The sequence below is a fragment of the Streptomyces sp. NBC_01142 genome (assembly GCF_026341125.1).
In the GTDB taxonomy this organism is placed as follows: domain Bacteria; phylum Actinomycetota; class Actinomycetes; order Streptomycetales; family Streptomycetaceae; genus Streptomyces.
Genome location: NZ_JAPEOR010000002.1, coordinates 1,304,473 through 1,318,666 on the forward strand (window position 1 = coordinate 1,304,473; position 14,194 = coordinate 1,318,666).

The 14,194-nt window shown below is 67.4% G+C and carries 15 protein-coding genes, 1 tRNA gene and 1 pseudogene; 13 read left to right on the plus strand and 4 right to left on the minus strand.

The window, feature by feature from the left end; translation table 11 throughout:
• Window positions 1–65: 65 nt before the first annotated feature.
• On the minus strand, window positions 66–2,162 hold the full coding sequence (locus tag OG883_RS23335) for a bifunctional glycosyltransferase 87/phosphatase PAP2 family protein (RefSeq protein ID WP_266544117.1): 2,097 nt from the start codon (window positions 2,160–2,162) through the stop codon (window positions 66–68).
• Window positions 2,163–2,445: 283 nt separating this feature from the next.
• Between OG883_RS23335 and OG883_RS23340 the strand changes: the two genes are divergently transcribed.
• Entirely contained in the window at window positions 2,446–3,537 is a 1,092-nt protein-coding gene (locus OG883_RS23340; RefSeq protein WP_266544120.1) for a DUF2330 domain-containing protein, read from the plus strand.
• A 31-nt stretch (window positions 3,538–3,568) separates the two neighbouring features.
• A complete protein-coding gene (locus tag OG883_RS23345) occupies window positions 3,569–4,240 on the plus strand; it encodes an O-methyltransferase (protein WP_266544123.1) in 672 nt (223 codons plus the stop codon).
• Between the two features lie 57 nt (window positions 4,241–4,297).
• Here the strand turns inward: OG883_RS23345 and OG883_RS23350 are convergent, their stop codons facing one another.
• Window positions 4,298–5,419, minus strand: coding sequence for a serpin family protein (locus OG883_RS23350; protein ID WP_266549371.1), 1,122 nt, complete (start codon window positions 5,417–5,419; stop codon window positions 4,298–4,300).
• Between the two features lie 269 nt (window positions 5,420–5,688).
• Window positions 5,689–6,171, minus strand: a complete 483-nt coding sequence (locus OG883_RS23355; protein WP_266544126.1) for a hypothetical protein — start codon at window positions 6,169–6,171, stop codon at window positions 5,689–5,691.
• A gap of 257 nt (window positions 6,172–6,428) precedes the next feature.
• Here OG883_RS23355 and OG883_RS23360 point away from each other — a divergent pair.
• From OG883_RS23360 to OG883_RS23370, 3 genes are all read left to right on the plus strand, one after another.
• A tRNA-OTHER gene (locus OG883_RS23360) sits at window positions 6,429–6,548 on the plus strand.
• Between the two features lie 275 nt (window positions 6,549–6,823).
• Entirely contained in the window at window positions 6,824–7,165 is a 342-nt protein-coding gene (locus OG883_RS23365; RefSeq protein ID WP_266544129.1) for an antibiotic biosynthesis monooxygenase, read from the plus strand.
• Between the two features lie 65 nt (window positions 7,166–7,230).
• Window positions 7,231–7,722, plus strand: coding sequence for a GNAT family N-acetyltransferase (locus tag OG883_RS23370; RefSeq protein WP_266544132.1), 492 nt, complete (start codon window positions 7,231–7,233; stop codon window positions 7,720–7,722).
• A gap of 49 nt (window positions 7,723–7,771) precedes the next feature.
• On the opposite strand, the pseudogene OG883_RS23375 reads toward OG883_RS23370, so the two are convergent.
• A pseudogene (locus tag OG883_RS23375) lies at window positions 7,772–8,194 on the minus strand (NAD-dependent epimerase/dehydratase family protein); the annotation flags it as partial.
• A gap of 472 nt (window positions 8,195–8,666) precedes the next feature.
• Here OG883_RS23375 and OG883_RS23380 point away from each other — a divergent pair.
• The 8 genes from OG883_RS23380 (at window position 8,667) to OG883_RS23415 (ending at window position 13,921) form a co-directional block, all read left to right on the plus strand.
• A complete protein-coding gene (locus tag OG883_RS23380; protein ID WP_266544135.1) occupies window positions 8,667–8,828 on the plus strand; it encodes a hypothetical protein in 162 nt (53 codons plus the stop codon).
• A 46-nt stretch (window positions 8,829–8,874) separates the two neighbouring features.
• Entirely contained in the window at window positions 8,875–9,237 is a 363-nt protein-coding gene (locus OG883_RS23385) for a hypothetical protein (protein WP_266544138.1), read from the plus strand.
• Window positions 9,238–9,323: 86 nt separating this feature from the next.
• Entirely contained in the window at window positions 9,324–11,594 is a 2,271-nt protein-coding gene (locus OG883_RS23390) for a glycoside hydrolase domain-containing protein (protein ID WP_266544140.1), read from the plus strand.
• Between the two features lie 62 nt (window positions 11,595–11,656).
• Window positions 11,657–11,950, plus strand: a complete 294-nt coding sequence (locus tag OG883_RS23395; RefSeq protein ID WP_266544143.1) for a hypothetical protein — start codon at window positions 11,657–11,659, stop codon at window positions 11,948–11,950.
• A 13-nt stretch (window positions 11,951–11,963) separates the two neighbouring features.
• Window positions 11,964–12,668 carry a hypothetical protein gene (locus OG883_RS23400; protein WP_266544146.1) on the plus strand — a complete coding sequence of 235 codons (705 nt, stop codon included), beginning with the start codon at window positions 11,964–11,966 and terminating at the stop codon, window positions 12,666–12,668.
• Window positions 12,665–13,072: a hypothetical protein gene (locus OG883_RS23405; protein ID WP_266544149.1), complete on the plus strand. Its 408-nt coding sequence runs from the start codon at window positions 12,665–12,667 to the stop codon at window positions 13,070–13,072. Before OG883_RS23400 ends, OG883_RS23405 begins: the two co-directional genes overlap by 4 nt.
• A complete protein-coding gene (locus OG883_RS23410) occupies window positions 13,069–13,758 on the plus strand; it encodes a peptidase inhibitor family I36 protein (RefSeq protein ID WP_266544152.1) in 690 nt (229 codons plus the stop codon). Before OG883_RS23405 ends, OG883_RS23410 begins: the two co-directional genes overlap by 4 nt.
• A complete protein-coding gene (locus OG883_RS23415) occupies window positions 13,742–13,921 on the plus strand; it encodes a hypothetical protein (protein ID WP_266544155.1) in 180 nt (59 codons plus the stop codon). Before OG883_RS23410 ends, OG883_RS23415 begins: the two co-directional genes overlap by 17 nt.
• The last annotated feature ends 273 nt before the right edge of the window (window positions 13,922–14,194 follow it).

Genomic DNA, 14,194 nt, shown 5'->3' on the forward strand with positions numbered 1-14,194 from the left:
CGACCCCGTGCGGGCCGACCCCCGTGCGGCTGCTTCGGCTGCTTCGGCTGCCTCGGCTGCCTCGGCTACTTCGGCGTGGCCGGGACCGGCGCGTGCTCGTTCGTGCCGGTACCCGCGTTCTCGTTCGTGCCGGAACCCGCAGGTACGGCCGTACCGGTACCCGCATCCGCGGCCGTACCGGTGTCGGCATCCGCGGCCCTGCCCGCTCTCGCCGCAGGCACCGCCCCCGCCGGAATCCGGAGCTCCCGCCGCCCCGCCAGCAGATAGGTGAGGCCGAAGCCCGCGCCCACCACCGCCGCGCCGCCCGCCGCGTCCAGTACCCAGTGGTTCGCGGTGGCCACGATCGCGCAGATCGTGAAGAGCGGGTGGAGCAGGCCCAGCAGCTTCATCCACAGCTTCGGCGCGAGAACGACAACGATCAGGCCGCACCAGAGCGACCAGCCGAAGTGCAGTGACGGCATCGCCGCGTACTGGTTGGTCACCGCCGTCATCGCCCCGTAGTCCGGGTTGGCGAGGTCCTGCGGACCGTGCACCGTGTCGATGAAGCCCATGCCGGGCATCAGGCGCGGGGGTGCCAGCGGGTAGAACCAGAAGCCGAGGAGCGCGAGGAGCGTGGCGAAGGCCAGCGAGGAACGCGCCCAGCGGTAGTCGGCGGGGCGGCGGACGTACAGCACACCCAGGATGGTCAGCGGCACCACGAAGTGGAACGACGTGTAGTAGAAGTCGAAGAAGGCCTCGGCCCACTTCGCGTTCACCACCGCATGGTTGACCCAGTGCTCGATGTCGATGCCGAGGGCCTGCTCGGCGGCGAGGATCTGCCGTCCGTGCTCCTCGGCCGCGGCCACGCCACCCGTCGCGGCGGCGCGGATGTGCGAGTAGACGGAGTAGCCGACCCGTATCACGAGCAGTTCGAGCAGCAGGTTCGGGCGGCTCAGTACGCGTCGCCAGAACGGCAGCAGCGGTACGCGGGCCCAGCGGGCGACGGCCGGCTCGGCGTACTGCGTCGGCACCGGCCGGCGGAAGTACGGCGAGGTACGGGGCAGGAACGGCACCGCGCAGGCCGCGGCCAGCGCGGCGATCAGCACCACGTTTTCGCGTACGGGGTGCAGCAGGGTCATGTTGGGCAGCAGCATCTTGCCCGGCAGCGTCATCGCCAGGATCACCAGGACCGGCCAGAGCATGCGGTCCGAGGCCCGCTTGCCGACCCGGCCGACGACCGCGAGGAGCACCCACAGCAGCTGGTGCTGCCAGGCGGTCGGCGAAATGGCGACCGCCACACAGCCGGTCAGCGCGACGGCGAGCAGCAACTGCCCGTCCTGGGCGTAGCGAACGGCCCGGCGCAGGCCGAAGAAGCAGACCGCGGCGGCGAGCACCACGAACAGCGCGATCTCGAGGGGGCCCGCCAGACCGAGGCGGAGCAACGCGCCGTGCAGGGACTGGTTGGCGAGGCTGTCGGGGCGGGCGCCGAGCCCGGCGCCCGCCACTTGGTGCACCCAGTACATCCAGGAGTCGCTCGGCAGCGCCGCCCAGGCCAGTGCCGAGCAGGCGGCGAACGTACCCGCCGAGGTCACGGCGGCGCGCCTGCGGCCTGTCATCCACAGCAACGGCGCGAACAGGAGCACGGTCGGCTGGAGCGCCGCGCCGATGCCTATGAGTACGCCGGAGGATCTCTCCCCGCGCGCCGCGAAGCAGCCGAGCAGCACGAGCAGGACGGGGATGATGCTGGTCTGGCCGAGGTGGAAGCTGTTGCGTACGGGCAGCGAGAGCATCAGCAGGCTGATGGCGACGGGCGCGGCCAGCAGGCCGCTGCGGCGCGACACAGGCCCCGGCAGGGCGCGGGCGGCGACCAGGCCGAGGACGACGACGAGCAGCAGTGTGCCGAAGGTCCAGGCGACCCCCAGGCTCTGCTCGGCCGAGCGGGCCAGTGGTTTGAGCACCAGTCCCGCGAACGGGGTGCCGGTGAACTTGTCGGCGTCGTAGAGCGACCCCTTCACCTGCAGCACGCCGTTCGGCCCGATCCAGGTCTCCAGATCGGTGAGCCGCTCACCGGGCGGCTGCCGGAGCACCGCCGCCGTCTGCCGTATCGCGAGTACGGCCGCGACGAACCAGAGGGCGACCCGGGCCGCCCCTGTTCTCGAATCCGTCGTCGCACTCCCGCGCACGCTGTGCTCCGCGTTCGCCACTCGCGCCGCGCCCCCCACGTTCGGTGTTTCTGTTTTTCCGGTTTTCTGTTTGACAGAGCCTCGCACTGCCCCACGAGGAAGACTCAGGCAACCCCCTCTTTGCCTGACTGTCACCCTGTTTTGACCGAATATCTCGCTCGGCCGTTTCCGGAACCGCGAGGTCCGTCGTGCCGTCACAGGAGACATGCGGGGGAACATACAAGATCAAGCAGCGGGACACCTGCCACGTCGCACCACTCCTCACCTGCGACGGAGGCAGCAAGTGCTTGCGGTGGTACTGGCGCTGCTCGCGCTGCAGCTGGGGTCGCTGATCAGCCCGGCGTACGCCTGTGGTTGCGGGGCGATGGTGGTGGACAGGCAGTCCCGGATGACGGTCGACCGCGAGACGTCCGTGGTCGCCTGGGACGGCCGTACGGAACAGATGCTGATGCGCTTCACCGTGGACGGGAACGCGCCCAACGCCGCCTGGATCATGCCCGTGCCGAGCCGGGCGACGGTCGAGCTGGGCGACGGCGCGGTTTTCGACGAACTCTTCACGGTCATTGCGCCGGAGCACCGGAAGCGGCACTACTTCTGGCCTCGCAGCGGCGACTGGCCGCTCAGCTCGGACTCCTCCGGCGACATGGCGGGCGCACCGGTCCCGGGGGCGGCGGGGGTGGGTGTGGTCGGCCGCGAGCGCCTCGGAGACTTCGACGTCGCACGGTTGACGGCAACCGACCCGGACGCGCTGCGCGGCTGGCTGGAGGAGAACGGCTTTGAGCTGCCGGACGGGCTGGCGAGGGAGCTGCGGCCGTATGTCGAGCAGAAGTGGGAGTACGTGGCGGTGCGCCTGGCTCCGCGGGAGAAGGGCGCGGTGCTGCACGGCACGCTCGATCCCCTCCGGCTGAGCTTCGCGAGCGACAGACTGATCTACCCGATGCGGCTGTCGCGACTGGCCAAGGCGTCGCAGTCACTGGGTCTGTTCGTGCTGGCGCCGCACCGGATGGAGCCGCGCAGTTCGATCGGCGGGTACACGCCGGACGTGACGTACGCGGGGAAGGTCCGGTCGGGCGGTGTGCTGGGCTCGCTCACGGACGGCGGCGCGACGTTCCTGACAGCGCTGGACCAGGAGTTCCCGGAGCCGGACCGGATCAACGGCGACCATGAGCTGAGGGCCGCGGACGCGGACACCCCCTTCCGGCGGGTGGTGTACGAGAACGAGCTGCTGACGGTGGCCGGTGTACCGGCGTGGCTGCTGACGGTCGGCGGCGGTCTGGCCGTGTCGGCGGCGGCGTTGCTGCTGCGCGTACGGACGGTTCGGCGCAGGCCGGTCCTGCCGCCGCCACCGGTCCAGGTGCCGCCGCCGATCGCCTGAAATGGCGAGTGTCCTCAAATAGGCTGGTGCCATGACCCAGGAGCAGTGGGAAGCCGTGGACCGCTATGTCAACGAACTCCTCGCCCCCGACGACGAGATCCTGACAGCGGCCCTCGCCGCGAGCGACGCGGCGGGCCTGCCCGGCATCGCCGTCGCGCCGAACCAGGGCAAGCTGCTGCAGCTGTTGGCCCAGGTCCAGGGCGCGCGCACGGTGCTGGAGATCGGAACGCTCGGCGGCTACAGCACGATCTGGCTGGCCAGGGCGCTGCCCGAGGGCGGCAGGCTGATCACCCTCGAACACAACCCGGACCACGCGGAGGTGGCCCGCGCCAATATCGCCCGCGCCGGCCTCGACAAGATCGCCGAGGTCCGGACGGGCACGGCGCTGGAGATCCTGCCGAAACTGGTGACCGAGCCGGGCGCGGGCCCGTTCGACCTGGTCTTCATCGACGCCGACAAGCAGAACAACCCGCACTACGTGGAGTGGGCGCTGAAGCTCACCGTCCCGGGCAGCTTGATCATCGTCGACAACGTGGTGCGGGGCGGCGCGGTGGCGGACCCGGAGAACACCGATCCGGCGATTGCGGGCACGCGGAAGATGTACGAACTGGTGGCGCGGGAGCCGAGGCTGAGCGCGACGGCGGTACAGACAGTGGGCACGAAGGGGTACGACGGTTTCCTGCTGGCGCGTGTGATCGCCTGAGGTGGCGGGGCGCGGGCGCTCGAGGGAGCCGCGCCCGCGCCCACCCGGGGCAAGGAATCACGGCGCCTGCGGTGCGCCCGACTGCCAGCCCGCGAACAGCGGGACCTCGCCGCTGCCGTCGAGTACGACCACACCGAAGGGGCGGTCGAAGGCGATGTGCACGATGGTCTTCGGCTCGGGCGGCGGCCCGCTGCCCGGGTTCATCAGCACCACCGACACGGCTGCCGCCTCCACTCCCCGTTCGGCGACCGTCACCACCGCCTCCTGGGCCACCAGGGAGACCGCGAGCGGCTCCGGTGACATCCCGGAGAAGTCGGCGGCCTCGGTCGTCGCCGTCCGTACTCCCAGCGCGGGCAGCTGCGGAGTGATCTCGGTGAACGTACGGAGCGAGAAGCGCGGCAGCGCGAGCCTGACCGAGTCGGCCTCGACCCACCGGCGCAGCTCGGGGGACGCCCACGCGGCGGGCAGCACGTCCGCCGCCCCCGCTCCCTCCTCGCCAAGGACGAACCGCACGCGGGCCGGCTCCCCGGCGGACGTCGCCCGGCAGCGCAGTTCGACGACGTGCGTGCCGCCCACCGTCCAGGCCTCACCCGGCCGCAGCACCCGCCGCATGGTCGGCACGGTGTGCTCCGCCCCGCCCGCATCCCTGAAGGGCAGGTCCGCGGTCTGGCCGGTGCTGAACGGCGCGGCCCAACGAGCCTTGAGGGCAAGGACGTTGACCAGGGCGAGCAGGGTGTCGTCGGCGATCTTCGCGGGCAGCTTCTCGATCAGGCCGCCGGTTGCCTCATTGACCCACGCGTCGATCTCGTCCGGGTCCATGGAGGAGGTGAACCCGATGCCGGGCAGCGCCTCGCGGTACTCCCGGTACACCGGCACCCGGCTCCACACCTGCGTCGCCACGCCCAGCGCATCGGTCCCGGCGAGTTCCCGCGCGGCCTCGGTCACGGCCTCGGCGGCGTCCTTCTCGGCCACCCCCAGCAGAGCCTCCAGCTCCCGGGCGGTCTCGCCCCGCGCCCCGGCGGCCACGGCGGCAAGCACCAGCCACAGCCCGGCGGGTGAGCACACGAAGTCCCCGCCACCCGTGGTCCCCAACTCCCGCAGCCACCGCTCCCCGAGCCGCTGCACCGCGCCCGCCTGTGACCTCAGTGCCGTGCCGTGAGTGCCTTGCGTGCCTTGCATCCCCTGCGTCATGACGGTGAGCCTAGGCGGTGCGGGCAAGGTGGCGGCATGAGCATGTGAAGACCTAAGAGTCTGTCAACGGACTCGCACAGGCGCTCACTTGCGGTACGCCGTCCGCCGCTGTCAGCTCACGAGCCCCGCTCGGCTGTCATGCTCGCCGTCGCCGGACAGGGCAGCCGTTCGGGCGCTCGGCTGTCACCGGGGCTGGGGGGTGCGGGCGGGGCTTGCGTTCAGGGGCCGGTCCTTGCGTCGAGCGGCGCCTTTCCGCATCACACGGCCGGGTCTTTCCCGGCACGGCGCTCCGATTCGAGGGCCGCGGCGCCGACGCAAACGCCGGCGGCAAGCGCGAAGCCCAGCACGGACGGGTTGACGTAGCCGGGAACGGCGTCGGTGGCGTAGCTTCCGCCGTCATTCGTCTCGCAGACGAACCGGAGCGGCACGTAGTCCACCGTGTAGTCGGTGATCCCGTTGACCATTGTTCGCTCCTGCCAGCCCGGTGTACGGCAGGACCGAATCGGTGCCGAGTCGGTTCCGCCGTCCTCCGCCTCCATGACCGCACCGCTGACAAGGAGCAGCCCCCAGGTGTACAGGGCGACCGCGACGGCACCCAGGATGGCGGCGAGGCTCCGGAGCCGCACCTCGCGGCCGGCGCGCCGGAGGCCGACTCGGCCGAGTGTGCCGAAGCCGTAGCCGGCGAAGGCGAAGGCAGTGACCAGCCCGGCCGGAATGAACAGCAGGAGCAGAAACACCATCCGCCGAGTCCACCAGGGCACGATCTCGATGGCTGTGACGGAGCCCATAGTTCCGGCAACAGGGGCGTCACGGCTCACGCAGAACGCCCGGCCACCCCCGGTGCTGCCCGCTCTCGGGCTCTGGCTCAACCTCTGTGGTCAGTGCCGGCACGATGCCGAACGTGGTCTCGACACCCGTTCTCCCATAAAGAGATTGCCCCCCACAGAGCGCTGTCCTTACCCTCACCGGAGCGGGATTGCGCAGTCTCGTAGGTTGCGGAGCCGTGGCAGAGCGGCCCAATGCGATCGGCGTGAGGGAAGCCTCCTCTCACGTCGACTGATGGGAGTCTGGCGGGCCTTGCCCCTCCTGTCCGCGGGTTCGAATCCCGCCGGCACCGCAGCCGACCAACACCACACCGAACTGTCCCGCCTCGGCGAGCGACGGCCAACAGCTTTGTCCACCGCCGCGATCACCGTGGCAGGTACGGGGTGACCAGGCACGGGGTGACCAGGCACGGGGTGACGCAGTGGCACCAACTGCCACGCTCCACTGAAGCGCGGCACCCCGGGAATCGTCTTGACGGCGCTTCGACTGCCGGATGTAGGAGACTGCACGCACGTCGTCAAGGCTCGGTGCAAGACACCCGGCCTGCTTCTTCCTGAGAGGTGTCACGTGCCCAGCGTGGTAAAGATCAACGTCCTGACCGTCCCGGCCGAACAGCGCGAGGTTCTCGAGAAGCGCTTCGCCTCCCGCGCGGGTGCCGTGGAGAACTCCGACGGCTTCGAGTGGTTCGAGCTGCTGCGCCCCGTCGAGGGCACCGACCAGTACCTCGTCTACACCCGCTGGCGCGACGAGGCCTCCTTCCAGGCATGGATGGAGGGCGCCATGCAGGCCTCCCACGGCGGCGCGAGCCAGGGTGGCGGCGAAGGCGGGGAGCGGCCCAAGCCCGCCGCGTCCGGGTCCACGCTGTGGTCGTTCGAGGTGGTCCAGCAGGCTGCCCCGAAGACCCCCTAGCCTCACGGTTCCCCCGCACGGAATTCGTTGGCCATGGGGTCCGCCCTTCCGGTACAGAGAGGGGCATGACCGTCTGGACCCTGGCCCCCGAGGCCTTCGACTCCCCCGACGCGAGCGACCTGCGCCGCGCGTACTACGACGACGTCGCGAGCCGCTACTGGCAGCGACCCGCGACCGTCGAAGAGATCGACGAGGGGCTCGCCGGGGACGGCGTGGAGCGGCTCACCCCGCCCACCGGCCAGTTCGTCGTCGGCCGGTACGGCGGCGTCGCGGCGGCCTGCGGCGGGGTGCTGATGCTGGACGCCGAGCGTGCCGAGCTCACGCGCGTGTACCTGCGCCCCGCCTTCCGCGGGAAGAAGGGCGCAGGTCTGCTGCTGGAGATCCTGGAGTCCGAGGCACGCCGGCTCGGCGCGCGGCGGATGGTCCTCAACACCCGTCTCGATCTGATCGAGGCGCGCACGCTCTACGCACGGCACGGCTACGACGAGATCCCGGCGTACTGCTCGGGGCCGTACATGGATATCTGGTACGGCAAGGACATCGTGCCTTCGGGCTGACCAGAGCCCGGAGGGTGCCTTCCGCGATGTCGTCCACGTGCACCATGTCCCGCACCTGCCGGCCGCCGCCGTTCAGGTGCAGCGGAAGGCCCAGGTGAGCCCGCGCGGCGAACCAGGCGACGACCCAGGAGTGGGAGTCGGGCTTGATGGTCTGCGGTTCGCCGTAGACGGAGAAGTACCGGACGATCGCGTACGACGTGCCGACCTGGCCGAGGATGAGCGCGGTCTGTTCCTCGTCCCATGCCTTCGTGTTGCCGTAGACCGAGACCGGCCACGTGCGGGTGAACTCTGGATTGCCGACGCGTCGACGCTCGCGGGGGAGACGAAGACCATGCGCCGGACGCGTCCTGTTGCGGCCACCGCGTCCAGGATGCTCTGGGTGCCGGTCACGTTGGTGTCGATCACGGCCAGCGGTTCGCAGGTACACGCGGAGCCGTCTGCGAACTTCAGCCCTTCGATGAGTCGGGGCCATACGAATTGAGTCGACCTACGCCCCTCGAAAGAGGTACTTCTCAGAGTCCGCTTTCACACTTTGATCACAGGAAAGTTGCAGATCTCTCGCTCTATCTGTGGCGCCGTCCGGTTCCTCCGTCTCGGCCTGGGCTTTCAGCCAAGCGTTTGCCCCACGGTGTACAGCCTGTGCCTGGTGTGCCTACGGTGACTATCGCGCTCGCCGGTCCAGACCAAATGCGGCGTCATGCGTACTCACGGGGCAGCCAGGGGGATTACTGATGCAGCACACTCAGCCTGAATGCATGTTCGCGCCGCCACGCGTCTCGCTGTATCGCCCATGAAGCCCGACGTGGAGAGCCATTTCTTGGCCGAACTCTGTGCGTGGCCTTCGCATTTGCCATGCCCTGGCGCGCAGTCCCATAGGGCGCCGCTGCTGCAACGAATTCGAACCAACGGCGCAGCTCACTCACACCCAGAAGGGGATGCCCTACTTGAGCACGTCTGCTCGCACAACGCCCCCTGCATGCAGCGTCTTCGCTGCCCTCGCCACCTCGGCCGCACTGGCTGCCGGCCTCATAGCCACCGCCGTTCCGGCGCAAGCTCTCGTCACCGCCGTCGAGTTGTACGCCTCGACCGACATCAAACTCTCGTGAACTGGATCTGCCCGGCGCGAGGCCGGACACCCTCGTCGCCGTCGACGTGTGCGGCGGAGTAGTCAACGGCATCGAGTTCCAGGCCCGCGCCACGGTGCACTGGCAGATCCTGGTCGACCAGGTAGTGGACAAGTCCGAGCGTTTCGCCAGCTTCAAGGTCACCACGCGCGCCGAGAAGCGCACCACCGCGACGAGTACGGACACCGTGGTCGCGTCGAAGACGTGTGACTTCACCGAACAGTTCAACAAGGACTGGGCCAATGCCACCGGCCTCACCTGCCAGGCCCCAGCCACTCGCTTCGATCCAGCCGCCTGGTGGTCATCTGACACCGCCGTCACCTACGACATCGAAGACGACAGCAAGGGCCCAACCACGTGGCAGCTAACTGGCTCTTCGCTCGTCCACTGACCCTCTTTCCCAGCCGCTGCGGCCCCATCTCCCCGTCCGGGGCTGCGGCACCCCCCTTTTGACCAACCGACGATTGAGGAGGACGCATGGCGGACGAGATGGTCAAACGCGCCCAGCAGTTCATCAACAAGACGTACGGCAACGGCGCCACCCTTGGCATTCCGAAGCTGGAGGAGAACGGTCAGACCAGCTGGACCGTCATGTATGCCCTCACCCGGGCGCTTCAGTACGAGATGCGCATCACCTCGCTGTCCGACAGCTTCGGGCCTGCCACCCTTGGGGCCCTCGGCGAGAAGTACGGCAAGCTGAACGAGACCACCATCCCGTCGGCGATCTTCTGCCGGATCATCCAGTCCGCCCTGTACTGCAAGGGCTACGACGGCGGTGAAATCGACGGCAAGTACAACGATCGCGTCAAGGCCGCAGTGTGGAAGATGAAGCTCGACAGTGGCTCGTACCATCCGTACCCGGACAAGAACCTGTGGCCGAAGGAGGTCAAGGGCCTGTTCAACATGGATGCTTACGTCACCATCAACAACGGTTCGAGCGGCATCAACGTCATCCAGCAGTGGTTGAACGGCCGGTACCTGCTCCGCAAGGACTTCTACCTCATCCCCTGCGACGGTCACCACTCGCGCGACGTAGCCAAGTCGCTGCTCCTGGCGATCCAGTATGAACTGGGCATGGCCGATGGTGTCGCGAACGGAGTCTTCGGGCCCGGAACGCAGTCCGGACTAAAGAACCACACAGTATCCATCAGTAGCCCATCCGGCGTGTGGGTGCGACTCTTCTCCGCAGCCATGGAACTCAACAAGCGCCCGGTCGTCATGTCGGATTCTTTCCAGGGCGTGTTGGAAGATGCCGTCCGGGAATTCCAGACATTCCTCAAGCTGCCCGTGACCGGCAAGGGTGACTTTCAGACCTGGTCCTCGCTGCTGGTTTCCTACGGCGACCAGTCCCGCAAGGGCGAGGCGTGCGACGGCGTCACAAAGATCACCCCAGCTCGGGCACAGGCCCTGAAGGACGCCGACTACAAGTACATCGGCCGCTACCTTTACAACCCCTTCCCGGATCAGAAGCCGTATGAGAAGGAGATCCAGCCCGGCGAACTGGCGACGATCAAGCAGTACGGGTTGAGCTGCTTCCCGATCTGGCAGACGTACGGGCGCGGTGTCGATTCCTTCAGCATCGGTCAGGGCACGGCAGATGGACTGGCCGCCGTGATCGCTGCGGAGAGGCACGGCTTCAAGCCGGGCACTCGAATCTTTTTCGCCGTCGACTACGACGCCGTCGATCACGAAGTCACGTCGCACATCATCCCGCACTTCCAAGGCATCAACGACGGCATCGAGTCTGCGGGAGGCCAGTACAAGGTCGGCATCTACGGACCGCGCAATATCTGCTCCAGAGTCTCCGAACGCGGGCTCGCGGAGGCTAGTTTCGTCTCAAACATGTCCAGTGGGTTCTCCGGAAACCTTGGCTACTCGATGCCAACGAACTGGGCCTACGACCAGATCGTCACGAAGAACATCGGTTCCGGTGACGGAGTGATCGAGATCGACAACAACATCGCTTCCGGCCGCGACAAGGGCCAGAGCTCTTTCAACCCGCCGACTGCCCCTGAAAAGGACCTGGATGTAAAGTTCGACAAGATTTGGTGGGATCAGTTTCAAAAGGATATCCGCGCCTACATGGAGTCGGTCGATGTTCCCGAATCCAACTGGTACACGAAGTGGACCACCACCGAGTGCATCGACTTCATCATGAGCTGGGACACCGTATTCACCGACCTGGCTCGGAGGTTGAAGATGCGCAAGGCGCTGATCCAGCTGCCAGTGTTCTGGGAGATGCGGCACTACAACGTCAGCAAGGTCCTCACGGTCGACGACCAGTACTCCGATGCTGCTGTGTACCAGTACCACACCGGACAGCTGCCCGACTGGTGGCCGGACCGGGTCACAGACTCGATGCGTGACTCGTCCACAGGCCTGGCACAGATATTCGGCGCGACTGCGATCAACGCACGGAACCATGCGGTCGATCTGGGACTTCTGTCTGCGGCATCACGACGTGACTCGGCCAAGGACAAGGAACTGTTCGAGATATGGACAAAGGTGCGGACAAATAACCAGTTCACCATGGCCACTGTGCCCTACGTGCACATGTACCACGGTTCTCTCATAGACGTTGCCCGTCCAGGCCTCAACACGTCATATGCGGATACCGAGAAGATCCTGATTCGCTACCAGGGGTCGCTAGACAATACGGACGCACAGCGCGAAGGAAAGAAGCGCATGGGCCTCTACCGGTTGATTGACGACAAGTACTATGCGCCGATGCGGAAGTACCTCGGATAGTGAGAGGACCTCTGCGGACGCGAGTAGCATTCTGGGTCAATCTGCTGGTCGGCGTCCCCGCCATGATTCCGCTGCACAGCGCGTGGTGGCTCGCCCACCACCACTGGCTCGCCGGCACATCCTTCGACACGGAGCCCCCCACCATCGTCGAGGTGTGCGGAGCCGATTGCGACCAAACCGGTCTGGCCACGCTCGTCTTGGTCGTAGTCGGCAGCTTGGTCCTGCTGATGATCCTCGTCATCGACGTGCTGATCCCGCTGCACCGCGACAAGCCCCTCGCCCCATGGCTGAAGGCCACGGCTCTCATTCCTGTCCCGTACATCCTGCTCCAGGCCGCCCGTGCGGTCTTGACCTGAATTGGAGTCAGGCATGACTTCTGATATATCGCGCCGCACCATCCTCAAGCACAGTGCGGCGCTCCTCGCCGGCGCCACACTCGCGACGACCGCAACCACACTCGTGGCATCCCCCGCCCAAGCTGCGGGAGCGTCCGCGAACCCTGACCGGAACCGCGTCCTCACTGGTAAGCCGAGCGCGAACGGCTGGGAGATGGAGAAAGTCGTCGACGACGGTGGCTCTGTCTGGAACCGGCCCGTCGCCGGTGTTGGTATGAGTGCAGCCGTACGCATCGGGGACGTGGAAACCGTCCTCGTTCATGTGATCCGCCGCTTCCAGTACGAGATCGACGAGCTCCGCACGGGCGACGTCATCGGCTGGCGCTCCCCGGGCAAGGTCCGCAAGGGCCTGGCCGAGAGCAACCAGGCTTCGGGAACCGCCGTACAGATCCGCCCCGGCCACTACCCGCCGGGGGTGAAGGGCGGGTTCTTCCCGCAGCAGGAGCTCGTGATACGTGACATCCTCGCCGACCTCGAAGGCATCGTCCGGTGGGGCGGCGACGATGCCAAGCCAGACGAATCGCTCTTCTACATAGACGTGGGCCCCGGCGACCTTCGCCTGGCCCGGGTTGCCGGGAAGATCCGTGGCTGGAACCCCACTCCCGGCGAGGGCGCTGGGGTCATCGTCGACCCCTCGCTGCCGTCCCGGCGTCGCAGGGCCGCGACACTGGCGCGATGAAACGACTCCTACCCGCACTTCTCCTCGCCTTAGCCCTCCTCACAGCAGGCTGTACAGACGACGCAGGCCCGCACAAGGACAGCACGGGTCCGTCCGGTCCTCCGACCATCAGCGAGTCACCCTCCCCGCAGGCCACTGATCTCGCCAACCGCTACCACGCGGCCGGCGGAGACCGTGACGTAGTCGGCATCCGCCAGGCGAAGGACAAGGGCGGCGTCCTGGTCCTCACCGTATGGACCCAGAAGAAGAGCGGCTACGAGCAGTTCGACGACTTCGCCACCAACTTGGCGTCCTTCCTGGCTGGGGAAGGCGCCAGTCTCGACCAAGGCTACGTCCTCAATGTGTACGGCCCGGACGGAACCCGGCTGCACACCTACGACACGACACCGGAGAAAAGCCTGTGATACGCAGACCCCTGACCGCCATGGTCCTCGCTACCGCTACCGTCGGCGCGTTTCTGTTTGCCGGCAGCCCTGCCGTCCACGCCGACGAGCCCACCCCACAACCCTCCGTCACCGTCCCGACTGAGACGCCTGAGGAAGAGACACCGGTGGAAGTGCCGGTGAACCCGGTGATCGCCGAGTACAACGGCCGGAAGATCAACCTCGCCGAGTCATGGGAAGGTGCTACCAGCTGCACCGAGATGCCCAGCGGAGAAGTCCACTGCTACGACTCGGACGAAGAGGTACTGACCGATCCCGAACTGCCCGCCGAGACACGCAAAGCGACCATCGAAGGCACCAGTGCCCGTGCCGCAGCGGCACACCCTGACCGGTGCCTCGCCGACTACTGGTGCCTCTATATGGACGCCAACTACGAAGGCAGGATTCTCCGGTTCTCCAGCGACGGCGGGAAGAACCTCGCCGACTACGGCTGCCGCGACAAACTGAGCTCGGTCTACTACTGGGTCGCTCGATGGCACATCAACTACGGTGACGGCAGGATCATCGACAAGCGATCGTGGCCGGTCAACGATCGAGTCAGGCAGCTTGACGCTCCGGCCCATGTCTCCCGCCTCTCGAGTCTGGGATATCCCGACGGTGGCAACTGGAACGACAGGACTGACATCTTCGATGTCCGCCGCGCCTAAAGCGTGTTGCAGAAGTACAGAATGGGCCGAGTTCGGTCACATCGACCAGCACCGCCTCGCCCACCGCGCCGCCCAGACCCTGGTCATCGACGGCCGCGGCACCCTCAACCCCGACACATGGACCGAAGCAGGCTGGACCTACCGGGCCCTCGGACGCTCCTGACCACCCGGCCGCGTCAGGCCCGGATCGTGATGATCCGGGCCGACACGGCGCCGACCGCCTGGACGAACCGAAGGCCGTCGCCTACTACCAGACCACCCTGGCCGACGCCGCCGCCCTGCACGGGGGACCGGCGCCTGGCCCGGGAGGCGCTGCCAAGTCCCAGAGCGCCATCGAGAAGGCCACGCGCTGGACGTTCACGGCCCTGACCGTCGGCGGTCCCGCGCCATCGTCCTCGGTGACCTCAGGGACGTGCACCTGCGGCGGGCGACCTGG

Bases quoted from the DNA above. Each gene is read 5' to 3' on its own strand.
- OG883_RS23345 (WP_266544123.1), top strand. From the start codon at position 3,569: ATGACCCAGGAGCAGTGGGAAGCCGTGGACCGCTATGTCAACGAACTC.
- OG883_RS23350 (WP_266549371.1), bottom strand. From the start codon at position 5,419: ATGCAAGGCACGCAAGGCACTCACGGCACGGCACTGAGGTCACAGGCG.
- OG883_RS23355 (WP_266544126.1), bottom strand. From the start codon at position 6,171: ATGGTGTTTCTGCTCCTGCTGTTCATTCCGGCCGGGCTGGTCACTGCC.
- OG883_RS23370 (WP_266544132.1), top strand. From the start codon at position 7,231: ATGACCGTCTGGACCCTGGCCCCCGAGGCCTTCGACTCCCCCGACGCG.
- OG883_RS23390 (WP_266544140.1), top strand. From the start codon at position 9,324: ATGGCGGACGAGATGGTCAAACGCGCCCAGCAGTTCATCAACAAGACG.
- OG883_RS23395 (WP_266544143.1), top strand. From the start codon at position 11,657: ATGATTCCGCTGCACAGCGCGTGGTGGCTCGCCCACCACCACTGGCTC.
- OG883_RS23400 (WP_266544146.1), top strand. From the start codon at position 11,964: ATGACTTCTGATATATCGCGCCGCACCATCCTCAAGCACAGTGCGGCG.
- OG883_RS23405 (WP_266544149.1), top strand. From the start codon at position 12,665: ATGAAACGACTCCTACCCGCACTTCTCCTCGCCTTAGCCCTCCTCACA.
- OG883_RS23415 (WP_266544155.1), top strand. From the start codon at position 13,742: ATGTCCGCCGCGCCTAAAGCGTGTTGCAGAAGTACAGAATGGGCCGAG.